The 20,612-nt window shown below is 61.8% G+C and carries 19 protein-coding genes; 6 read left to right on the top strand and 13 right to left on the bottom strand.

The window, feature by feature from the left end; genetic code table 11:
* The 4 genes from FRT59_RS14035 to cpaB are packed head-to-tail and all read right to left on the bottom strand — an operon-like array spanning position 1 to position 4,625.
* Complete coding sequence (locus FRT59_RS14035) at positions 1-1,272, bottom strand: TadA family conjugal transfer-associated ATPase (protein WP_034117545.1); 1,272 nt, start codon at positions 1,270-1,272, stop codon at positions 1-3.
* Positions 1,269-2,462, bottom strand: a complete 1,194-nt coding sequence (locus FRT59_RS14030) for a CpaE/TadZ family protein (protein WP_034117546.1) — start codon at positions 2,460-2,462, stop codon at positions 1,269-1,271. The genes FRT59_RS14035 and FRT59_RS14030 overlap by 4 nt, the downstream gene beginning before the upstream one ends.
* Positions 2,459-3,664: a type II and III secretion system protein family protein gene (locus FRT59_RS14025; RefSeq protein WP_153871482.1), complete on the bottom strand. Its 1,206-nt coding sequence runs from the start codon at positions 3,662-3,664 to the stop codon at positions 2,459-2,461. Before FRT59_RS14025 ends, FRT59_RS14030 begins: the two co-directional genes overlap by 4 nt.
* A gap of 19 nt (positions 3,665-3,683) precedes the next feature.
* The gene (gene cpaB, locus FRT59_RS14020) at positions 3,684-4,625 is read right to left on the bottom strand and encodes a Flp pilus assembly protein CpaB (RefSeq protein WP_153871481.1); all 942 of its coding nucleotides are present in this window, start codon (positions 4,623-4,625) and stop codon (positions 3,684-3,686) included.
* Between the two features lie 332 nt (positions 4,626-4,957).
* On the opposite strand from cpaB, the gene FRT59_RS14015 reads away from it, so the two are divergent.
* Both FRT59_RS14015 and FRT59_RS14010 read left to right on the top strand, forming a co-directional pair.
* Positions 4,958-5,155, top strand: coding sequence for a Flp family type IVb pilin (locus tag FRT59_RS14015; protein WP_003188231.1), 198 nt, complete (start codon positions 4,958-4,960; stop codon positions 5,153-5,155).
* Positions 5,156-5,208: 53 nt separating this feature from the next.
* Positions 5,209-5,613: a response regulator gene (locus FRT59_RS14010; protein ID WP_034117549.1), complete on the top strand. Its 405-nt coding sequence runs from the start codon at positions 5,209-5,211 to the stop codon at positions 5,611-5,613.
* A 202-nt stretch (positions 5,614-5,815) separates the two neighbouring features.
* On the opposite strand, the gene FRT59_RS14005 is transcribed toward FRT59_RS14010, so the two are convergent.
* From FRT59_RS14005 to FRT59_RS13990, 4 genes are all read right to left on the bottom strand, one after another.
* Positions 5,816-7,498 (bottom strand): ShlB/FhaC/HecB family hemolysin secretion/activation protein, encoded by a 1,683-nt coding sequence (locus tag FRT59_RS14005; protein WP_153871480.1) that lies wholly within the window; start codon positions 7,496-7,498, stop codon positions 5,816-5,818.
* A gap of 186 nt (positions 7,499-7,684) precedes the next feature.
* Positions 7,685-9,505, bottom strand: coding sequence for a collagen-like triple helix repeat-containing protein (locus FRT59_RS14000; protein ID WP_153871479.1), 1,821 nt, complete (start codon positions 9,503-9,505; stop codon positions 7,685-7,687).
* 301 nt (positions 9,506-9,806) lie between these two features.
* Positions 9,807-10,655 (bottom strand): MaoC/PaaZ C-terminal domain-containing protein, encoded by an 849-nt coding sequence (locus FRT59_RS13995; protein WP_153871478.1) that lies wholly within the window; start codon positions 10,653-10,655, stop codon positions 9,807-9,809.
* Between the two features lie 2 nt (positions 10,656-10,657).
* Positions 10,658-12,010, bottom strand: coding sequence for a 3-oxoacyl-ACP reductase (locus FRT59_RS13990; protein ID WP_153871477.1), 1,353 nt, complete (start codon positions 12,008-12,010; stop codon positions 10,658-10,660).
* A gap of 114 nt (positions 12,011-12,124) precedes the next feature.
* On the opposite strand from FRT59_RS13990, the gene FRT59_RS13985 reads away from it, so the two are divergent.
* Both FRT59_RS13985 and FRT59_RS13980 read left to right on the top strand, forming a co-directional pair.
* Positions 12,125-13,402, top strand: coding sequence for an acetyl-CoA C-acetyltransferase (locus FRT59_RS13985; RefSeq protein WP_153871476.1), 1,278 nt, complete (start codon positions 12,125-12,127; stop codon positions 13,400-13,402).
* Between the two features lie 134 nt (positions 13,403-13,536).
* Complete coding sequence (locus tag FRT59_RS13980) at positions 13,537-14,436, top strand: PA4780 family RIO1-like protein kinase (RefSeq protein ID WP_034119707.1); 900 nt, start codon at positions 13,537-13,539, stop codon at positions 14,434-14,436.
* A 141-nt stretch (positions 14,437-14,577) separates the two neighbouring features.
* Here FRT59_RS13980 and cueR read toward each other — a convergent pair whose 3' ends face one another.
* The 3 genes from cueR to FRT59_RS13965 form a co-directional block, all read right to left on the bottom strand.
* Entirely contained in the window at positions 14,578-14,979 is a 402-nt protein-coding gene (gene cueR, locus FRT59_RS13975; RefSeq protein WP_034119709.1) for a Cu(I)-responsive transcriptional regulator, read from the bottom strand.
* Positions 14,976-17,177, bottom strand: coding sequence for a heavy metal translocating P-type ATPase (locus FRT59_RS13970; RefSeq protein WP_153871475.1), 2,202 nt, complete (start codon positions 17,175-17,177; stop codon positions 14,976-14,978). Before FRT59_RS13970 ends, cueR begins: the two co-directional genes overlap by 4 nt.
* Positions 17,178-17,243: 66 nt before the next feature.
* Positions 17,244-17,624, bottom strand: a complete 381-nt coding sequence (locus FRT59_RS13965) for a hypothetical protein (RefSeq protein ID WP_153839995.1) — start codon at positions 17,622-17,624, stop codon at positions 17,244-17,246.
* 147 nt (positions 17,625-17,771) lie between these two features.
* Between FRT59_RS13965 and FRT59_RS13960 the strand changes: the two genes are divergently transcribed.
* Both FRT59_RS13960 and FRT59_RS13955 read left to right on the top strand, forming a co-directional pair.
* Positions 17,772-17,969, top strand: a complete 198-nt coding sequence (locus FRT59_RS13960; RefSeq protein ID WP_153871474.1) for a heavy-metal-associated domain-containing protein — start codon at positions 17,772-17,774, stop codon at positions 17,967-17,969.
* Between the two features lie 87 nt (positions 17,970-18,056).
* Entirely contained in the window at positions 18,057-19,250 is a 1,194-nt protein-coding gene (locus FRT59_RS13955) for a multidrug effflux MFS transporter (RefSeq protein WP_153871473.1), read from the top strand.
* Positions 19,251-19,258: 8 nt separating this feature from the next.
* On the opposite strand, the gene FRT59_RS13950 is transcribed toward FRT59_RS13955, so the two are convergent.
* Both FRT59_RS13950 and FRT59_RS13945 read right to left on the bottom strand, forming a co-directional pair.
* The gene (locus FRT59_RS13950) at positions 19,259-19,441 is read right to left on the bottom strand and encodes a hypothetical protein (protein WP_034119715.1); all 183 of its coding nucleotides are present in this window, start codon (positions 19,439-19,441) and stop codon (positions 19,259-19,261) included.
* A 145-nt stretch (positions 19,442-19,586) separates the two neighbouring features.
* Entirely contained in the window at positions 19,587-20,600 is a 1,014-nt protein-coding gene (locus tag FRT59_RS13945) for a zinc-binding alcohol dehydrogenase family protein (RefSeq protein ID WP_034119716.1), read from the bottom strand.
* Positions 20,601-20,612 lie beyond the last annotated feature (12 nt).

Genomic DNA, 20,612 nt, shown 5'->3' with positions numbered 1-20,612 from the left:
CTACAGTGGCAATGCCGATTCGCGCCGCAGTTTGTCGCCGGCCGGGTGCAGCGCTTCGCGCACGAAACCAACGCCGGTACGGCGGTCGAAGCGGAACAGGGTATTGGTGACATACACGTCATCGCGCACCCCGACCACTTCCACCACCTCGCTGACACAGCGGCGCCCATCGGGCAGGCGCGTCAGCTGGATCACCACATCCAGCGCCGCACAGATCATTTGGCGCAGGGTTTTTTCCGCCACCACGCGGCCGGTCAGGCCCACCAGGGTTTCCAGGCGCAGCAGCGCGTCCTGGGCATTGTTGGCGTGCACGGTGCTCATGGAGCCGTCATGGCCGGTGTTCATGGCGGTCATCACGTCGAGCACTTCGACGCCGCGAATCTCGCCGAGGATGATGCGGTCCGGGCGCATTCGCAGGGCGTTGCGGATCAGGTCGCTGGCCTTCACCTCGCCATGCCCTTCGGCATTGGGCGGGCGGGTTTCCAGGCGTACGACGTGGGGGTGGCCCAGTTGCAGTTCGGCCACATCCTCAATGGTGACAAGACGTTCATGGGGGTTGATCAATTGACTGAGGATATTCAGCAGCGTGGTCTTGCCGGTACCGGTACCACCACTGATGAGGATATTGCAGCGCTTGCCCACCGCCTCCTGGAAAAACTCGAAGATGCTCTGGTCGATGGTCTGCATCGCCACCAGGTCGCTGCTCTTGAGCATGTCCTTGCGAAATTTACGGATCGACAGGCAGGGGCCGTCCAGGGCAATCGGCGGGATGATCGCATTGACCCGGCTGCCATCCGGCAGGCGCGCATCGACCATCGGCGACGACTCATCCAGGCGCCGCCCGAGGGGCGCGAGGATACGCTGCATCACTCGCTCCACATGGTGGGCATCGATAAAGCGCAGGTCGCTCTGGTACAGCACACCGTCACGTTCGATAAACACTCGGTGCGGGCCATTGACCAGGATCTCGGTGACCGACACATCGCGCAGCAGTACTTCCAGCGGGCCGAACCCGGTCAGCTCGTCGACGATTTCTTCGGCCAGGCGCTCCATCTCATAACGCGAGATCGCCAGGTGCATGCGCGTGATGTACTCGGCCACTTTGTCGATGACAAATTGCGCCAGGGATTGGCGCGAGCCTTCCAGCAGGTTCTGCCCCGTCTCTTCGATGGCGTCGATGATGTATCGATGCAATACCAGTTTCAGGCCGTCGTGGTCATTGTGCCCGGCGGCTCCCCGAGCCGGCGCGCCGAAGAGTTTCTCGCCGTTCATCGACCGCTCCCCAGCAGGCGTTCGAACCAGCGTGTCGAGGGTTTTGCCAACCCCTCTGAACGTTTCGCCAGGCGCTCACCCAGTTGGCGCAGGGCCTGGGTCAAGGCTTCGCGCGGGGCCAGGGTGAACAGGCTTTGCCCTTGGTTCTTGGCGTTCAGGCGCACTTCGGGGCTCAGGGGCAACACGGCGATGCACTCCAGGCCGAAGCTTTTTTCCAGGGCTTCGGTGTCGGGGGCGCAGCCTTTGATGTAGCGGTCGACGAGCAGCTTGGCGTGGTCGAGCTTCATGCCTTTTTCGCGCCACAGGTTCAGTACCGCGAGGTTGCGCCGGCAGTCGAGCACGCCTTGGTCGGTGCACCACAGCAGCTTGTCGCAGTGGCTGACAAAGGTGCGCAAGGCTTCGCTGTCGGCTTGGCCGGTGAGGTTCACGACGATGTGTTGGAAGTGCTGGCGCAAGGCGCTGAGCAACATGTACAGCTCGGCGGCGCTGGTCACTTCCAAGGGCTCGTCGCTGGCGGCATAGGAAAGGATGCGCAAGCCCTCTTCGGTGCTGGTGAATGCGCTATTGATCAGCGTGGTGTCGAGACGGCGCAGGTGGCGCAGGGCGTCACCGAAGTTGAAGGTACTCTCCAGGCCCAGCAGCGCCAGGCTGTCACCCCTCGGCAGGCCGAGGTCGAGCAGCAGTGTCTGTTGACCACTTTTTTGCACAACCGTCGCCAGGTGGCTGGCGAGCAGGGCGCCATCGGTATTGCCTTGGACGCCGTACAGCACCGTCAGGCCGCCCAGGTGCGCATTCGGTGCGCTGGCCGGCAAGCGCTTGCTCAGGCGTCGCACCAGCCCGGCCACTTCGCTGGAGCGCGAGCCATAGGCGACAAAGTCCCGGGCGCCGGCGCGCATAGCGTTCAGTACCAACTGGTTGTCCATGCCGTCACCCAGGGCGACCACCGCCAGCATCGGCTTGGCTTCCAGGGCCCCTTCGATCAAGGCGCTCTGGGCCACCAGGTGCTCGCGGTCCAGGCCCACGAACACCAGGTTGGCAAAGGTCACGTCCACCAGTGCCAGCAATTCATCCAGGCTGCCGCCGCCCACGCTGATCACTTGGCCAAGTGGTGCGAGCGCACCCTGCAGCCATTCCAGATCGGTGCTGTTGCGGGTGATTGCCAGGAAAGTCTGGCTCAGGCTATCGCTCATTGGGAAAGTCCATTGCGACGGTCGAAGTTGCCGTTTTCCAGGAAGAACAGGCGGAACCAGTTCGGGTCGTAGTTGCGCAGCTTTTCACCGGGCAACGACGGCAGCTGCGCGTTGGCGGCCAGTGGCCGGACCAGATGCGGCGTGACGATCATCAGCAGCTCTTTTTCTTCGCTGCGGATATTGGAGTCGCGGAAAAAAGCACCAATGATCGGGATATCTCCAAGGCCCGGCAGCTTGGCGATGGTGGAACGGTTGGTGCTGCTGATCAGGCCGCTGATCACGAAACTTTCACCATCGGCCAACGACACGCTGGTGTCGGTACGCCGTACGGTCAGCGCCGGTACCTGGATGCCCTCGATCTGGATCGAGTTGTTGTAATCCAGCTCGCTGACTTCCGGGGCGACTTTCAAGGCGATACGGTTGTGGTCGATCACCGTGGGCGTCAGGGTCAGGCGAATGCCGAACTCCTTGTACTCGATGGAGATGGTATCGCTGCCGGCACTGGGCACCGGGATCGGCACTTCACCGCCGGCCAGGAAGGTCGCGCTCTGGCCGCTCATGGCCACCAGGCTCGGGCGCGCCAGGGTATACGCAAAGCCACTGCTTTCCAGGGCGTTGATCAGCGCCTTTACCCGGCCACCGCCAAAGCCGATGTTGAAGCTGTCAGCACTCACCGGCAGTTTAAAGATGCCCTCCGCAGGGGACAGCAGGTCGGGGCTACCGAGGAAAAAGTTTTTACCCATGCCGAGGATCTTGGTGCTGGCTTCCTTGAGCTTGGTGCGGCTGACTTCGACGAAGCGGATATCGGTCTGCACCTGGCTGGGCAGTGTCGGGTCTTCGGACGGTGAAAGCGATTGGCTGGTCAGCGCCGAGGTGGCCTTGCCCTTGACGAACACCATGCTCTGGCGCGGCGTGGTCGAGCAGCCGGTCCACACCATTAGGCTGGTGGCGCCGCTGCCGACGCCCGTCAACAGAAAGTTGCGGTCGCCGTTGACCCGCACATCGGCGATTTTCGGGTCACCGATGGCCAGGCGCGTAATCGCCACTGGCGATTGCAGCTCGGTTTGCAAGCCTTCGCCCACCTCGACCACAGCGGGCAGTTGGCCCAAGGCGTTGCAGTTACCCGGTGCTGCCATTGCCATGCCCACGGGCAGGCACGGCAGCATCAAGGCCAAGGCCAATTGAGCGTAGCGTTGGCTCATTCAAGGCATCCTTGTTCAATCAGGGGGTTTGTTGTGCTGCTGCGCCGCGAATCACTTCGACGCCCCGACGCTGGCCGGTGTCGGCTACCACGGGGGCGATTTTTTTCGGCGGGCCGGTGAGGGCCAGTTGGGTGAATTGGTAGAGGTCGCGGTTGGCGCTTTGCACCTTGTCCGGCATATCGCTTTCGCCGGCCCAGTAGCGGCTGAGCAGCTGTTCGTCGGCACTGCGCACGGCCAGGCGCAGCATGCCGGCCTGGGAGGCGAGCATCAGCCGGCTCAGCAACGGTTCGGGCACCGCCAGCACGACGCTGCGCGCGGCGGTGCGACGTTGGGCGGCCTGGGCGCGTTCTTCGGCGGTGGCCGGTGGTGGCACCGCCGGTTGGCCGTCGTTGGCCAAACCGAGTTGATCGCCGACGCTGAGCAGGCGAATCGCCGGGATGACCACCTGCGCCGACTGCTCGGCATTCGCATTGTCCTGGCGCAGGAACAGCAAGATATCGACGTAATCCCCAGGGCTCAGTTGGCCGCCGGCACCGATGACTTCGTCGACGGCGACAGCCAGGGCGCGTTCATTCGCACGGATCATGCGTGCCAGGGGCCCACCGGGGGTGAAGCTTTCATCATTGAGCCACGTCCCTGCACCCAGGGCGCGCAAGGGCGTGCGGCCGATGGCCTGGTCCAGGCTGGTCAGGCTGCCGACCGGGACGGTACGCAGTTTTTCCACGGCCACATCGGCAGCGGTGAGGGGGACAAATGGCGGCACTGCGTGTACCAGCACCACCACTGGCTGGCGGGTCTGGTCTTCCACGACGGCAACAGTTTTTTCAACGGAAATGACAGGTTCTGGCGCGGGAGCTGCATTGGGTGCCGGCGGACGACTCAGCACCAGGCCCCAATACCCTGCAATCAAAGCTCCAACAAGCAGCAAGCCAGCCAGGACCATGCTGATGCGACTGTTCATGACGGCTCTCCCTATCCTGTTGCACTGCTTTTTCCCGTTAATCCAAACGAGTTAATTTCGCAACTTGGCTGTGATGAACAACTAACGATTTTGCTATTTGACGGTAGCTCAGTTAGGACAAAATGCCATTACCGCGAAAAAAATTTATCTGTAGGCCAAAAACTACCCCGTAAAACCGGACTTAGGGTAGCTGCGCCCTGACTAATACTTTGTGATTAATGCGTTCTTACAGTTGTGAGTGTCCATTTTGTTGACAATGCTCTAATGGCACACAGCAATCATCGTGCGGGCCAGCTGTAACGGCGCTTTGCGGCGCATGAGGGAGAAGTCGTATGATCCTTGACCTGTTCTTGAAATTTTACATCCACGCGCAGTTGTTCCTGCGTCGCAGAGACGGGGCGTCAGCCATTGAGTATGTGATTATCGTGGCGATAGTTGCGTTGGTAATCATTGGGTTCGGCACCGGGCTTGGCGATAAGATCAAAGGCGTCTTTCAAAAGGTCTCCGATGCGCTGCCGGCAGCGACTTAACCGTTAGTACAGTAGGTTGTCGTTTTGCTGATCTTCTTTATCAGGTATTGCCCATGAGCCACCCTTCGTCACCCCGCCAACAAATCCTATTGGTGGACGACGAAGAGGACGCGTTGGTCGAGTTAGCCGAATCCCTCGAAAACGAGGGATTCGTCTGTTTTACCTCCACCTCCGTCACTTTTGCCCTGCAAGAATTGACACTTCACCCGGATATCGCCCTGGTCATTACTGACCTGCGTATGCCCGAGGAAAGTGGGATCTCCTTGATCAAGCGCCTGCGCGAACACACTTCACGCCAGCACTTGCCGGTGATTGTGATGTCGGGGCATGCGGAAATGGATGATGTCAGCGATATGCTGCGCTTGCAGGTGTTGGATCTGTTTCGTAAGCCGATCTATCTGGTGCGGTTGATCGATACTCTCAATAGTCTGTTTCCACTTTCTGGGGGCCGACGGTAGTTGGTGTGCGCCAGGATGTTGGATCAGACCGAGTACATATCCGTTATTTAGGTAACGGCCACTATTGGTTCCGCTCTTACAGCGGGTCACTTTTGGGGCTCTTTTCCAAAAGTGACCCGCTGTAAGAGCGGAACCCTAAGTGGCCGTTACCGCAGCAACGGATATGTACTCAATCAAAAAAACCAAAAATGCATCCATCTCGTCAAAGCTGATAACTGAAACTCAACGTATACCTCGGCCGCCGGTTGTAGCTGTCCAGGGCGATGTCCGACATCGGCTTGGCCGCCTCCAGGGCAATGTTGTAGTACTTGTTGTCGCCAAAGCGCAGGCCCACGGCCGCCGATGACATGTCGTTAGCCTTGACCGGCAGTTCGTTGAACCACGTCTTGGCACGGTCGAGTACCACGTAAGGCTGCAGGACCTTCACCCACTCACCGGCGCGGTTGAAGCTGTAGTTGACCTCATAGGCCACGCCCCAGCCCTTATCGCCCGAGCCTTGGTCATCAGGGTAGCCACGACCGAAATTTTGCCCGCCGAAGGTAGCACGCTCGCTGTCTGGCAGGGTGTCATTACTCCAGTAGAACGCGCCTGAGAGCACGCCTTGCCAGTTATCGAAGAACTTGTTGCTCTGCACGCCGGACAGGCGCAGGCGGAAGAAGTCGAGGTCGGGTTTCGCCACGTCCAGATCACTGCGGGCTTTAGCGCCCAACCCGTCGATACCTTGGTACAGGCCGCCGCTGAGAATGCGCAATTGCCGGGCGTCAGCCTTGCGCCAATCGCCCTCGAACGCCAGGGCGCGCAGGTTGGATTCGATGTCGAAGCGCAACGGGTAGCCCACCAGTTTGTAGCGCGTGGTCTGGTCGACGGCGTAGAGGCGCGTGCCGAGGGTCAACGACTCGGTGGGCGATGCGATCAGCGGATGGCTCAGGCCAATGGAGTAGCGATCGACGGACTGGTGCGGTTTGAGTTCGAAGCCGCCGTCGAGTTGCACATTGGCGTTGGGGTCGGCGCGGTAACGTTCGGCGGCCAGTGTGAGCTGGCTGCCCTCGGCATTGATGAACTGGTTGTAGTCCACGCGGTAGTAATGCTCTTTATCCTCACCCGGCGGGAACAGGCCGCTGACGGTGAGCTGTTCGCCCAGAAAGGTTTGGGAATTGCTGGTGGCGCTGAGCAACGCCTGGGTGCCGCCACGGTTTTTTTCCACCAGGCTCATGCTCGTGGTGAAGGGCTTGCGGCTGGCCTGGATCTGCATGTGCGTGGCGCCATCGGTGGTGCCCGGCGGCGGCACTTGCGCCTGTACCGTCAGGCCGGGGATGCGGCTCATCAGGGTGGTGTAGCGCTCGAAGGTCTTGCGCGTCAGGGGGCGCTCAGCGAGGAGTTTATTCGCCAGTTTGTCGACGTAGGCCGACACCGAACCGATGTCGCCAGTTTGTTGATAGTCCTTGATGTAACCCTCCACCAGGACCACGCGGACCAGGCCGTTTTCGAAGTTCTGTTGCGGCAGGAATGCGTAGGACAGCAGGTAGCCGTCCTGCTGGTAACGGCGGGTGATGCTGCGGGTGGCTTCGATCAGTTGCGCGAGGTTGGTCTCACGACCAATCAAAGGCTCGTAGGCCTTGGCCGTCTCGGTGAGCGGGTAGATCGTCCCACCCTCGATCTGCAGCTTGCGGATGGTGACCTTGGTGTCCATCAGCAGGGGCTGGCCGGCCGTCGGCGGCGCTTCAGGTACCTGGGTTTGCGGCGTGGCCGGTCGATAGGCGTCGGCAGGCAGGTTGGGGACCGGCAAGGTGCGAATAGTGTCGTTGCTGTTCAAAAAGCTGGGAAGGGGCTCGGCCTGTACATAGGCACCGAGGGTAAGCAATAACAACGGCGTCAACACGCGCATAGGACACTCCATGGTCAACTGCAGCAGCGTTTCGGGCCCGCCGGGTTCTGGGACACGGTTCGGGAGGGCGGCGGCTCATCACACAAGGCGTCGCCCATAAAAAAGACGAGAGACTTATTTAGGGTCTCTCGTCTCAACCAAGCGTAGGCGCTGTAGGTGAGGCCGTCTAATCGGCCAGGTGCAATTCTATTTTTTGCCGGTCAGGCCGTTCAACAGACCGCCCAGTCCACCGGTTGTAGTGCCTCCTGTAGTGGCGCCTCCTGCTGTGCTTGCACTGCCACTGGCCGTGGCGCTGGCGCCGATGTTCAGGCCGCCGAGCAGGCCACCGCTGGTGCCACCGGTGCCACCGGTAACCAAGCCACCCACCGAGCCTACGGTGTTGCCGACCGCTGTTACGGTAGTGCCGAGCGTATTGGTGACCGGGTTGGCATTGGCCGCAGTCAGGTTAGTGCCCAAGCTGCTGACCGCGCCGCCGACTTGCGTCACCAGGCCGTTGACCGGAGCGCCAACGCCAGTGGTGGTACCAATGTTTTGCGTCAGAGCGGTGACGCCGGAGGTGACGGGGTTCAGGGCTGCGCCGACATTGGTTGCCACTGCTGCGACCGGTGCCGTGGCGCCAGTGTTAGCCACACCGGTGCCACCCAGGACAGTACCTACGGAAGCGATGGTATTGCCTAGCGCGCCGCCGGTTACACCCGCTGCACTGACGGTGCCGTTGGTATTGCCCACATTCAGGCCGGTACCCACGTTAGACACCAGGCCACCCACCAGCTCCGGTATGCCGGGAGCTGAGGTGCCGCCCGCTGGAGCGACATAACCGCCCGACTTATCGAGTGTGCCGCCGACGCCAGTCAGCACGGTACCCACAATGCCAGTGACCGGGTTGCCTGTGCCGCCAGTACTGGCGACTTGAGTGCCCAGGCCGGTGACGGTCGAGCCGACTTTATCCAGCAGGCCATTGACCGGGTTGCCCAGGCCGGTTGCCTTGCCGAGGTTGCCGGTGGTGTTTTCCACCAGCGACACGACCGGCACCACGACTTTGCCGCCAACAGTGTTGGTCAACGAGCCCAGCGGGCCCGTAGTGCTGGCAGTGCTGAGGGTATCGCCGAGCATCGTCACCGTGGTGCCGACTTTATCGACTACGCCACCCACCGCGCCGCCGACACCGCCGGTCAAGCCGCCGACTACGGGGACACCGCCGAGGGTGGTTGACAGCGATTTGCCTGTGGTCGACAGGCCGTCGCCCAGGTCGGCCACGCCGTTGCCGACACCGGCGACGGTTTTGCCCAGGGAATTGCTGTTGGTACCCAGAGAGCCCAGGCCTGAAGTTACACCGCTGCCGATGCTGTTAACGGCGGTGCCTGCCGAGGTCACCAGGCCGCCAGCGGTTACGCCGACGATGGGCACACCATTCAAGGTCGAGCCGAGATTACCGACGGCTGTGCCTACATTGCCCACGGTAGTGCCGAGGGTACCGGCGATCTGGCCAGTGACCAGCGGGGTAGTTGTCGAACCCGTACCGCCGCCAGTGCCACCGCCTGTGCCGCCGCCAGTACCGCCGCCAGTGCCGCCACCAGTGCCGCCACCTGTACCACCGCCAGTGCCGCCGCCGGTTCCACCACCTGTGCCGCCGCCAGTGCCGCCACCGGTTCCGCCGCCCGTGCCACCGTCGCCGCCGCCAGTGCCGCCACCGGTTCCGCCGCCCGTGCCACCGTCGCCGCCGCCAGTGCCGCCACCGGTTCCACCGCCCGTGCCGCCATCGCCACCGCCAGTGCCGCCACCGGTTCCACCGCCCGTGCCGCCATCGCCACCGCCAGTACCGCCACCGGTTCCACCGCCCGTGCCGCCATCGCCACCGCCAGTACCACCACCGGCACCCGCGTCCGGGGTGGACGCCGCCACGCTACTGTGATGCCCGCCGCCACCGCTGCTGCAGCCACCGAGGCTCATCGCCATGATCAGGGCCAGCGCGGTACTTGCTTTCCAAAACACTACTTGAGTTTTCATGATTGAGTTCCTTGCACCTGGTACAACCTTGGTTGTTTCAAACCTTCGCTATTTCTAGGGATAGCGATAGGTTTGTCCGTGTGGTTATCACAGACCCGGTCACTCTTTCGCGCAACGCTCAACTTGGTATTAACGATTTATATACACAAGATCTCAGTCGTCTTAGTAACTAATGCGAAGGGTGTAGTAGACGAGCGTAATTAAATAGGTGGCTGATATAAATCAAAGGCTTGTATAAACAAACGGGCCTCATAAGGCCCGCTATAACTTAGGGTATATATATACAATTAATCAGTGTGCTTCAGGCAATCGGGCGCCACTTGCCAAGCATATGTTGAATGTCGCCCGTGCCGTTGAGTTCTAACTCGCCACTGGAGCCGGCCGCGCTGCTCATCAATACCACTTCACCGGGCAAGCGCACGGGCTTCTTGAACTCCACCTCGATTTCAATATTGGCCACCGGAAGATGTTCTCCCAACGCCGCGAGCGTACGCGCTTTGTTCCATAGCCCATGGGCAATGGCCTGGGGGAAGCCGAACAACTTGGCCGTCGGTGCACTGAGGTGGATAGGGTTGTAATCGCCGGACACGCGGGCATAGCGGCGGCCGATATCGGCAGGTGCTTTCCAACGCGTCAGCTCGATGGTCGGGCCTGGCACCTGCAAGGTGTTATCCACTGCCTCGCCATCAAGCTTCACGCCCCGACACAGCATTTGGCTTTCGGCTTCCCACAGCAACCCAAGGGCATCCTCGACGACGGTCACAATCTCAAAGGTTGCGCCCTTGGCGTGAGGCCTGAGGTCGTGTGCGTAGACGCCGACGCTCAGATCGCCCACGCCGCCCAACGGCCGATGAATGCGGATGCGATTGCTCAGGTGAATCAGCCCCAGCAGCGGAAACGGAAATGCCTTGTCAGTCAGCAGTTGCATCTGCAGGCCGAACGCCAGGATGTGCGGATACGTTGCCGGCAGCATCGGGCTGTCGGCAAACCCACAGACCTTGCGGTACGCCGCGATGGCCCTGGGATTGACGCTGACCCGGCAGCGCAAACCGTGTTCGGGCAATGTGCTGCCAGTGATCTTGCGCTTGAGCGCCGCCCGCCAATACAGCGGCAGTAGAGACGGTGTGCTGTCTAAGGTTTGCCATTGCATGCTCACGCTCCCAGAAGACTTTGCCCACACACCCGCAGCGCTTGGCCGCTGACCGCACCGGAACCCGGCTGACCTAGCCAGGCCACGGCTTCGGCCACGTCCTGGGGCAAGCCACCCTGGCCCAGGGAACTCATGCGGCGCCCGGCTTCACGCAGGGCGAATGGAATATGCGCGGTCATCTGGGTTTCGATAAAGCCCGGCGCCACGGCATTGATACTGATCCCACGCGCCTTCAACAGGGGCGCCCAGGCCTGGGCCAGGCCGATCAACCCGGCCTTGCTCGCGGCATAGTTGGTTTGCCCGCGGTTACCGGCGATGCCACTGATGGAAGCCAGCAGCACCACCCGCGCGTTGTCATGCAAGCTGCCGCTGTCGAGCAGGGCCTTGGTCAGTACCTGCGGCGCATTGAGGTTGACCGCCAGCACCGCGTCCCAGTATTCCGGGGTCATGTTGGCCAGGGTTTTGTCACGGGTAATGCCGGCGTTGTGCACCAGGATGTCGAGCCCGTCGGGCAAGTGCTCGACGAGTTGGCTGGCGGCGTCTTCTGCGCAGATATCCAGCACCACCGTGCGCGCATTCAGGCGCGCGGCCAGGGCCTCCAGATCGGCCTTGGCCTGGGGCACATCGAGCAGGATCACCTCGGCACCGTCGCGCGCCAGGGTTTCGGCGATGGATGCACCAATGCCACGGGCGGCGCCGGTGACCAGGGCCTTGCGCCCAGCCAGAGGGCGCGTCCAGTCCTCGACGGGAGTGTCACAGGCTGTCAGGCGAATCACCTGGCCCGAGATGTAAGCGCTTTTCGGCGACAGGAAAAACCGCAGCGCGCCTTCCAATTGGTCCTCGGCGCCTTCGCCCACATACAGCAACTGCAACACACCGCCGCTGCGCAGTTCCTTGGCCAGGGAGCGGCTGAAACCTTCGAGGGCACGCTGGGCACTGGCGGCAAAGGGATCGCTGAGGCTTTCCGGCTCACGGCCGAGGATCACCAGGTGTGCACTGTGGTCGAGGTTTTTCAGCAGCGGCTGGAAGAACTCACGCAGTTGCTTGAGCTGATCGGTGTGCTGCAAGTCGCTGGCGTCGAACACTACCGCCTTGAGCTTGGGGCCGTGGCCGGGAATCCATGCAGGCGCCGTCGAGGCTTCGGTGCCGTAGCTGTAGACAGCGTCGGTCAGTCGATTGGCAAATGCCAGCACCTTGGTCGTCAGCGTGCCGCCGCCGAGCAGCAGTGCGCCGTCGACCGGGCGCAGGCGTCCGGCTTGCCAGCGTTCCAGGCGCACCGGTGACGGCAGGCCAATGGCGGCGACCAGGCGATGGCCGAGGCTTGAGTTGGCGAAGTCGATATAACGGTCAGACATGGAACGCTCTCCGAAGGCTGGGGTTCAAAGGGTTGACCACCCTGGGGTGGCAGTCGTTCGATTGAGCCTAGGCTAGGCTTGATGATTCCACCCACCTCCACAAGGGAGCTTTCCATGACTCAATTGCGCCGTGTAGCGATCATTGGCGGTAACCGCATTCCTTTCGCCCGTTCCAATGGCCCTTATGCCACGGCGAGTAACCAGGCGATGTTGACCGCCGCACTGGAGGGCTTGATCGAGCGCTACAACCTGCACGGCCTGCGCATCGGCGAGGTGGCCGCCGGCGCGGTGCTCAAGCACTCCCGTGATTTCAATCTGACCCGCGAATGCGTGCTCGGCTCGCGCCTGTCACCGCAAACGCCTGCGTACGACATCCAGCAAGCCTGCGGCACCGGGCTGGAGGCGGCGTTGCTGGTGGCTAACAAAATCGCCCTGGGCCAGATCGAATGCGGGATTGCTGGCGGGGTGGATACCACCTCGGATGCGCCGATTGGGGTAAATGAAGGGCTGCGCAAGATCTTGCTGCAAGCCAATCGCAGTAAAACCATGGCGGATAAATTAAAAGTCTTGTTACAACTTCGTCCCCAGCACCTCAAGCCGGAACTGCCGCGCAATGGCGAGCCGCGCACAGGCTTGTCCATGGGCCAGCACTGCGAGTTGATGGCGCAGACCTGGCAGATTCCCCGCGCCGAGCAGGATCAGTTGGCTCTGGAAAGCCATCAGAAGATGGCTGCGTCCTACGCCGAAGGCTGGCACAACGATTTGCTCACGCCATTTCTCGGCCTCACTCGCGAGAATAATCTGCGTCCCGACCTGACCCTGGAAAAACTCGCCAGCCTCAAGCCGGCCTTCGAGCGCAGCGAAAAGGGCACGCTCACCGCCGGCAACTCCACGCCGCTCACCGATGGTGCCTCTCTGGTGCTGCTGGGCAGTGAAGCCTGGGCCAAGGAACGTGGCCTGCCGATCCTGGCGTACCTGCGTGATGGCGAGGCGGCGGCGGTGGACTTCGTCAACGGCGCCGAGGGCCTGTTGATGGCGCCGGTGTATGCGGTGCCGCGCTTGCTGGCCCGCAACGGCCTGACCTTGCAGGACTTTGATTACTACGAGATCCACGAAGCCTTCGCTGCCCAGGTGTTGTGCACGCTCAAGGCTTGGGAAGATGCGGACTATTGCAAGACCCGCCTGGGCCTGGACGCTGCGCTGGGGTCTATCGATCGCAGCCGGCTCAACGTCAAGGGTAGCTCCCTGGCGGCGGGCCATCCATTTGCTGCCACCGGTGGGCGCATCGTCGCAAACCTCGCCAAATTGTTGGATGCGGCGGGCAAGGGGCGTGGGCTGATTTCGATCTGTGCCGCGGGCGGGCAAGGGGTGACGGCGATTATCGAGCGCTGATTGCCGAAAAAATTGGCCCATTGCATGCATTCTTGAGTGGTCAGAGGTCGGTAGCCTCTCCCACCGGCGAGCCGATTGCCGTATAACGAGTGCCACACGCGTGTTTGGTAATACAGGACCCACAATAAAAGCTGATGAAGACTCCTAAACGCATTGAACCCCTGATCGAAGACGGTCTGGTCGACGAAGTGCTGCGCCCACTCATGAGTGGTAAAGAAGCAGCTGTTTATGTGGTGCGCTGCGGCAACGAATTGCGTTGCGCCAAGGTTTACAAGGAGGCGAACAAACGAAGTTTTCGTCAGGCGGCCGAATACCAGGAAGGCCGTAAGGTCCGTAACAGCCGCCAGGCCCGGGCGATGGCCAAGGGCTCCAAGTTCGGCAAGAAAGAAACCGAAGACGCTTGGCAGAATGCTGAAGTCGCGGCGTTGTTCCGTCTGGCCGGTGCGGGCGTTCGCGTGCCCAAGCCGTACGACTTCCTCGAAGGCGTGCTGTTGATGGAGTTGGTGGCCGACGAGTATGGCGACGCGGCGCCGCGATTGAACGACGTGACATTGGAACCGGACCAGGCGCGTGAATACCACGCCTTCCTGATCTCACAGATCGTACTGATGCTGTGCACCGGCCTGGTGCACGGAGACCTGTCCGAGTTCAACGTACTGCTCACGCCAACGGGCCCGGTGATCATCGACCTGCCCCAGGCGGTGGATGCGGCGGGCAACAACCACGCGTTCAGCATGCTGGAGCGGGACGTGGGCAACATGGCTTCCTACTTCGGGCGCTTTGCCCCGGAATTGAAGAAGACCAAGTACGCCAAGGAAATGTGGGCCTTGTACGAAGCCGGCACCTTGCACCCGGCCAGTGTGTTGACCGGTGAGTTCGACGAACCGGAAGAACTCGCGGACGTGGGCGGTGTGATCCGCGAAATCGAAGCGGCGCGGCTGGATGAAGAGCGTCGCCAGGCGATTCGCGCGGCCGATGATGCGCCACCGAGCAAAGTACCGGACGAGCCACCGCCGCCGCCTTGGATGCAGTGATCTCAGGATAGATGAGGTTCAAAATGTGGGAGGGGGCTTGCTCCCGATGGCGGTGTGTCAGCGACAGATGTGTTTACTGACACTCCCTCATCGGGAGCAAGCCCCCTCCCACATTTGGATTGTGTGTATCCAGCCAGAGCATCAGGCGCAGCAGTTCCCCGCCGCCAACTCCTTGAGAATCGGGCAATCGGGCCGATGATCGCCCTGGCAGTGCTCCATCAGGTCCTGCAACGTATCGCGCAGTTGCCCCAACTCGCGAATCTTATGATTCAGTTCGTCGATGTGCTGGCGCGCCAAGGCTTTTACGTCGGCGCTGGCCCGCTGCCGGTCCTCCCACAGGGTCAGCAGCTTGCCGACCTCTTCCAGTGAAAACCCCAGGTCCCGTGAGCGTTTGATAAACGTCAGGGTGTGCAGGTCGTCGTGACCATACAGGCGATAGCCGCTGTCGGTGCGATGGGCCGTTTTCAGCAGGCCGATGGATTCGTAGTAGCGAATCATCTTTGCGCTCAGCCCGCTGGTGCGGGCCGCTTGGCCGATGTTCATGGGCGTTGATCCTCCAAGTCCTTTGGTTTCCAGGTTTTCAACAATAGTGCATTGCTCACCACGCTGACGCTGGACAAGGCCATGGCGGCGCCGGCCAGCACCGGGTTGAGCAGGCCGAAGGCGGCCAGGGGAATGCCGATCAAGTTATACACAAAGGCCCAGAACAAGTTCTGGCGAATTTTTGCGTAGGTCTTGCGGCTGATCTCCAGGGCGGCCGGCACCAGGCGCGGGTCGCCACGCATCAGGGTGATACCGGCGGCATGCATGGCCACGTCGGTGCCGCCGCCCATGGCGATGCCGATATCGGCGGCCGCCAGGGCCGGGGCGTCGTTGATGCCGTCGCCGACCATGGCGACCACGCCGGTTTTTTTCAGCTCGGCAACGGCAGCAGCTTTGTAGGCGGGCAGTACTTCGGCATGCACATCGTCGATACCCAATGCCTCTGCGACGACCCGGGCACTGCCGTGGTTGTCGCCAGTAATCAGGTGGCTGCTGATGTGTTGCGCCTTGAGTTGCTGCACGGCCTCCAGCGCACCGGGCTTGAGGGTGTCGCCAAAGGCAAACAGGCCGAGCACGCGAGGCTGCGCGCCTTGCTCGATCAGCCATGACAACGTGCGGCCTTCGGCTTCCCAATCCTTGGCGCGCTGCCTCAGTTCACCCATGCTCAAGCCGGTTTCTTCCAGCAAGCGTCGATTGCCCAGCGCCAATGGCCGGCCATCGAGCGTACCGGCAATGCCACGCCCGGTCAGTGATTGGCTGGCGCTTACATCGGCCACGTCCAAGCCTTTCTCCAGGCAAGCATCCAGCACGGCCTTGGCCAGTGGGTGTTCACTGCCGCGTTGCAAGGCGCCGGCCTGTTGCAACAAGAGCGCTTCGTTCCCATCCACCGCCGCCAAGTGCGCAATTTTCGGCGCGCCGGAGGTGAGGGTGCCGGTCTTGTCGAATACCACAGCGCTCACGGCATGGGCGCGCTCCAGGGCTTCGGCATCCTTGATCAGAATGCCGTGGCGTGCGGCGACGCCGGTGCCGGCCATGATTGCGGTTGGTGTGGCCAGGCCCAGGGCGCAAGGGCAAGCGATCACCAGCACCGCCACCGCATTGATGATCGCTGTTTCCAGCGACGCGCCATACAACCACCAGCCCACAACGGTGATCAGCGCCAATACCAACACGGCAGGCACGAATACCTGGCTGACTTTATCCACCAGTTTCTGGATCGGCGCCTTGGCGGCCTGGGCGTCTTCGACCAGGCGGATGATGCGGGCCAGCACGCTCTCTGCACCCAGGGCCAGGGTACGCACCAGCAAGCGGCCCTCACCGTTGATGGCGCCACCGGTGACGGCATCACCCGGTTGTTTGGGCACCGGTAGGCTTTCGCCGCTGATCAGTGCTTCATCGGCATGGCTTTGACCTTCCACCACTTCACCGTCCACCGGGAAGCGTTCGCCGGGTTTGACCAGCACCAGGTCACCGTGCTTCAACGCACTGATCGCGACGTCTTCTTCGCGGCCGTCCTGCACGCGGATCGCCCGTTCCGGACGCAAGGCTTCAAGGGCGCGGATGGCGCTGGCGGTCTGGCGTTTGGCACGGCTTTCCAGGTATTTGCCCAGCAGCACCAGGGCGATGACTACCGCTGAGGCTTCGAAGTACAGGTGCGGTGTCACGCCTGGGGAGGCGGTGAGCCATTCATAGAGGCTCAGGCCGTAGCCGGCGCTGGTGCCGATCGCCACCAGCAGGTCCATATTGCCGGCGCCGGCGCGCACGGCTTTCCACGCGGCGACATAGAAGCGCGCACCCAGGATGAATTGCACTGGCGTGGCCAGGGCGAACTGTATCCAGGCGGGGAGCATCCAGTGCAGGCCGAAGGGTTCCACCAGCATTGGCAGCACCAGCGGCAACGCCAAAACAATCCCCGCGACCAGCGCCCAGCGCTCGCGGCGCAAGCGTCGGGCCTGGTCGGCTTCGGTGGCGGTTTCGCTCTGGGGCAGGGTGGCGGTGTAGCCGGCTTTGTCGACCGCTGCGATCAACACGCTGGCGTCCATCTGGCCGAGTACTTCGATATGGGCGCGTTCGTTGGCCAGGTTGACGCTGACACGCTGCACCCCCGGCACCTTGCCCAGCGCGCGCTCGACGCGGCCGGCGCAGCTGGCGCAGGTCATGCCGCCGATGGGCAGGTCAAACGTGGTGGATCCATTCATGGGGCAGTCCTCCAGGAGAAGTTGCCCCTAGGATCAACCTTAACCTGTGGGGAAGGTCAAGCGTCTTCAGTATTCCAATGCCGCAGGCTTGAGGTACATACCATCCGGACCCTGGGCGATACGCAATTTGCGTACATCGCCGGCCTTCAAGGTGATGTTCTGCGCCGGTGGCGCCAGCAAACCAGGCAGGCAACCTTGGGACTGACCCGGCAACAGCTTGAGCCGCAGCGACACATTGCCCGCAGGCAGATTGAACGAGGTGGCCTGTTCCTGGAACAGGCGCCCGGCCAGTTGGTCCTGGATATACAGGCCGATCTCGCAGTTGGTTGGCACTTCCAGGCGTTCGCGGGAAATGATCAGCACCGCATAATCTTCAGCGGCGAGGGCCTGGGGCGCAGCAGCAGATAAGCTCATCAGGCCGGCAAGGGCAAAAAACGACCAGCGCATGGCGAATGCTCCGTGGTTCACAGCGAGGAAAGTTGAAGCTTGGCCGACGCAGCCATCGAATACCAGCCCGGCCGATTTTTTTGAAACTTGACCTTACCATCGTGGCAAGCTCGAGACTGGGTACAACCTCATCAAAGGAGTCATGTCATGCAAATATTCAGTGTTGAAGGAATGACCTGCGGCCATTGCGTTCGTGCGGTGACCCAGGCGGTGCAAAGCAAAGATTCGGGGGCGAGTGTGAAGGTGGACTTGGCGGCGAAAGAAGTGGGCGTGGAGAGCCGCCTTTCCTCGCAGGAAGTGATCGACCTGATCACCGAGGAAGGCTACATCGCCAAGCTGGCGTAAGTTTTCCGATAGTTAGCGACCTAACGTAATGTTCACGGCACCCAAGCGCGGCTAGACTGTCGAGCTGCCGACTCACTTGGGTGTCTGATGAACCTTCGCATAATCCTGATTCTGGGCGCCTTGAGCGCCTTCGCGCCGTTGGCGATCGATTTTTACCTGCCAGGCTTTCCGGCCATGGCCACGGCCTTTGCCACCGATGAAAAACATATCCAGTTGACTCTGGCGGTGTATTTCGCTGGCCTGGCCATTGGCCAATTGATCTACGGCCCGTTGGCCGACCGTTTTGGCCGGCGTGTGCCGCTGCTCAGCGGCGTCACCCTGTTTACCCTCGCGTCCTTCGCCTGCGCCTATGCGCCGTCCCTGGAATGGTTGATCGGTGCGCGCTTCGTGCAGGCCCTCGGCGGTTGCGCGGGCATGGTGATTTCCCGGGCGGTAGTCAGTGACAAATGCGATGCGGTGGGCTCGGCCAAGGTGTATTCGCAACTGATGCTGGTGACCGGCCTGGCGCCGATTCTCGCGCCATTGGCGGGTGGGTTGATGGTCGGAGTGTGGGGCTGGCAATCGATCTTCCTGGCGTTGTCGTTGTTCAGCGTGTTGGCGGCCATTGCCGTGGCGGTTGGATTGCCGGAAACCTTTCCGGCCCACCAGCCACGCCAGCCATTGTCTGGCTCGTTACGTCGCTATGGTTCGCTATTGTCGGACCGGGTGTACCTCGGTTATGCCTTGACCGGCGGGATTTCGATTGCCGGGATGTTTGCCTACATCGCCGGTTCTCCTTTCGTATTCATCAAACTCTATGGCGTGCCTGCCGAGCATTACGGCTGGCTGTTCGGCTCCAACGCCGCCGGCTTTATCCTGGTGGCACAGCTGAATGCGCGATTGCTCGCCAAACGCGGCCCGGCGTTTTTGCTGTCGCGTACGGTGTGGGTGTATGTGGCGGCAGCCTTGAGCCTTCTGGGGATCGCAGCGTTGCGCACCGAGGCCCTGTGGCCGTTGCTGGTGCCGCTGTTTATCTGTATCGCCAGCCTGGGCTGCATTTTGCCCAATACCTCGGCGTGTGCCATGAGCGGGCAGGGTGCGCGGGCCGGCAGTGCGTCGGCGTTGCTCGGGTGCATCCAGTTCGGCGTGGCGGCAGGTGCGGCGTCGTTGGTTGGCGTGTTGCACGACGGCACAGCGATGCCAATGGCCATGGTCATCAGCTTGTGCGGTGTGCTGGCAGTGACGATTGCGATGTCGACCCAGCGCCTGCAACGGGCAAGGGCCGCGCAGGCGCAGGTCTGAAATACGGGTCAGCCAGCGGCGCAGCGTTGCTGGCTGAGGGGAAAGCGGTGGGGCGCCTGGATCCGGGCTTGCAGCGTATCGGCGAAGGCGCGGGCCTCGGCTTCACTGCGGAAGGTGATGGCTTCGCCGTCGAGGCGAACTTGCCATTGGTTGCCTGGGGATTTTGCTAACGCTTTTATCAGGATCTTCATTGCTGACTTCCTCACGTAAAAGAATCGTGGCAAAGGCGGCCAATATAAACCCCAATCCCCTCACAAATATGACAAGGATCAACTCTCGGACTAATGGTGTCGTCCATTACTCACAGGAATAACAGACGACGCTGACAGACGTTTTTCAGAATCCTTCCAGCACGATCTTGCCCTTGGCCTTGCCGCTTTCCAGAAGCGCGTGGGCACGGCGCAGGTTTTGCGCATTGATCACACCAAAGTGCTCGCCCACCGTGGTTTTCAGGGTGCCGGCGTCGATCAGCTCGGCCACGCGGTTGAGCAGGTTGTGTTGCTCGATCATGTCCGGCGTCTCGAACATCGACCGGGTGTACATGAACTCCCAGTGCAGCGACAGGCTCTTGCGCTTGAGCTTGCTCACATCCAGCGCCTTGGGGTCGTCGATCAGCGCCAGCTTGCCTTGGGGTTGCAGGGCTTCCACCAGTTGATCCAGGTGATGCTCGGTCTGGGTCAGGCTGGCGACGTGGGTCACGTGCGGCTGGCCGGCCTGTTTCAGCGCTTCGCTCAACGGCTGGCTGTGGTCGATCACCAGGTGTGCGCCCAGGGCCTTGGCCCAATCCTGGGTTTCGGGGCGCGACGCGGTGCCGATTACTTTCAGCGCGGTAAGTTGGTTGGCCAGTTGAGTCAGGATCGACCCCACGCCACCGGCGGCGCCGACGATCAGCAGGCTCTGGCCTTGATCTTCCTTGCCTTCTTGCACCTGCAAACGCTCGAACAACAACTCCCACGCGGTAATGGCGGTCAACGGAAGTGCGGCGGCTTCGGCGAACCCCAGGCTCTTGGGCATATGGCCGACGATGCGCTCATCCACTGTGTGCAGTTCGCTGTTACCGCCTGGGCGTACCAGGGAGCCGGCGTAGAACACCTTGTCACCGGCCTTGAACAGCGTCACTTCGCTGCCGACTGCCTTGACCACCCCGGCTACGTCCCAGCCCAGCACCTTGGCAGCGCCATTTTCCGGGGCGACGTTCTGGCGCACTTTGGTGTCCACCGGGTTGACCGAGATGGCTTTGACTTCCACCAACAGGTCACGCGGGCCGGCCACGGGCGCCGGCAGTTCGATGTCTTGCAGGGATTCTGGATCGTTGATCGGCAGTGAGGCGTAGTAGGCAATGGCTTTCATGATGGCTCCGAT

Origin of the sequence: Pseudomonas haemolytica (assembly GCF_009659625.1) — a bacterium.
In the GTDB taxonomy this organism is placed as follows: domain Bacteria; phylum Pseudomonadota; class Gammaproteobacteria; order Pseudomonadales; family Pseudomonadaceae; genus Aquipseudomonas; species Aquipseudomonas haemolytica.
The sequence above is the reverse complement of the archived record's forward strand: the minus strand, read 5'-3'. Positions and strand labels throughout refer to the sequence as shown.

Bases quoted from the DNA above. Each gene is read 5' to 3' on its own strand.
- FRT59_RS13985 (WP_153871476.1), top strand. From the start codon at position 12,125: ATGACTCAATTGCGCCGTGTAGCGATCATTGGCGGTAACCGCATTCCT.
- FRT59_RS14000 (WP_153871479.1), bottom strand. From the start codon at position 9,505: ATGAAAACTCAAGTAGTGTTTTGGAAAGCAAGTACCGCGCTGGCCCTG.
- FRT59_RS13965 (WP_153839995.1), bottom strand. From the start codon at position 17,624: ATGCGCTGGTCGTTTTTTGCCCTTGCCGGCCTGATGAGCTTATCTGCT.
- FRT59_RS13950 (WP_034119715.1), bottom strand. From the start codon at position 19,441: ATGAAGATCCTGATAAAAGCGTTAGCAAAATCCCCAGGCAACCAATGG.
- FRT59_RS13960 (WP_153871474.1), top strand. From the start codon at position 17,772: ATGCAAATATTCAGTGTTGAAGGAATGACCTGCGGCCATTGCGTTCGT.
- FRT59_RS13990 (WP_153871477.1), bottom strand. From the start codon at position 12,010: ATGTCTGACCGTTATATCGACTTCGCCAACTCAAGCCTCGGCCATCGC.
- FRT59_RS13970 (WP_153871475.1), bottom strand. From the start codon at position 17,177: ATGAATGGATCCACCACGTTTGACCTGCCCATCGGCGGCATGACCTGC.
- FRT59_RS13945 (WP_034119716.1), bottom strand. From the start codon at position 20,600: ATGAAAGCCATTGCCTACTACGCCTCACTGCCGATCAACGATCCAGAA.
- FRT59_RS13955 (WP_153871473.1), top strand. From the start codon at position 18,057: ATGAACCTTCGCATAATCCTGATTCTGGGCGCCTTGAGCGCCTTCGCG.
- FRT59_RS14005 (WP_153871480.1), bottom strand. From the start codon at position 7,498: ATGCGCGTGTTGACGCCGTTGTTATTGCTTACCCTCGGTGCCTATGTA.
- cpaB (WP_153871481.1), bottom strand. From the start codon at position 4,625: ATGAACAGTCGCATCAGCATGGTCCTGGCTGGCTTGCTGCTTGTTGGA.
- FRT59_RS14035 (WP_034117545.1), bottom strand. From the start codon at position 1,272: ATGAACGGCGAGAAACTCTTCGGCGCGCCGGCTCGGGGAGCCGCCGGG.
- FRT59_RS13995 (WP_153871478.1), bottom strand. From the start codon at position 10,655: ATGCAATGGCAAACCTTAGACAGCACACCGTCTCTACTGCCGCTGTAT.
- FRT59_RS13980 (WP_034119707.1), top strand. From the start codon at position 13,537: ATGAAGACTCCTAAACGCATTGAACCCCTGATCGAAGACGGTCTGGTC.
- cueR (WP_034119709.1), bottom strand. From the start codon at position 14,979: ATGAACATCGGCCAAGCGGCCCGCACCAGCGGGCTGAGCGCAAAGATG.
- FRT59_RS14025 (WP_153871482.1), bottom strand. From the start codon at position 3,664: ATGAGCCAACGCTACGCTCAATTGGCCTTGGCCTTGATGCTGCCGTGC.
- FRT59_RS14010 (WP_034117549.1), top strand. From the start codon at position 5,209: ATGAGCCACCCTTCGTCACCCCGCCAACAAATCCTATTGGTGGACGAC.
- FRT59_RS14030 (WP_034117546.1), bottom strand. From the start codon at position 2,462: ATGAGCGATAGCCTGAGCCAGACTTTCCTGGCAATCACCCGCAACAGC.
- FRT59_RS14015 (WP_003188231.1), top strand. From the start codon at position 4,958: ATGATCCTTGACCTGTTCTTGAAATTTTACATCCACGCGCAGTTGTTC.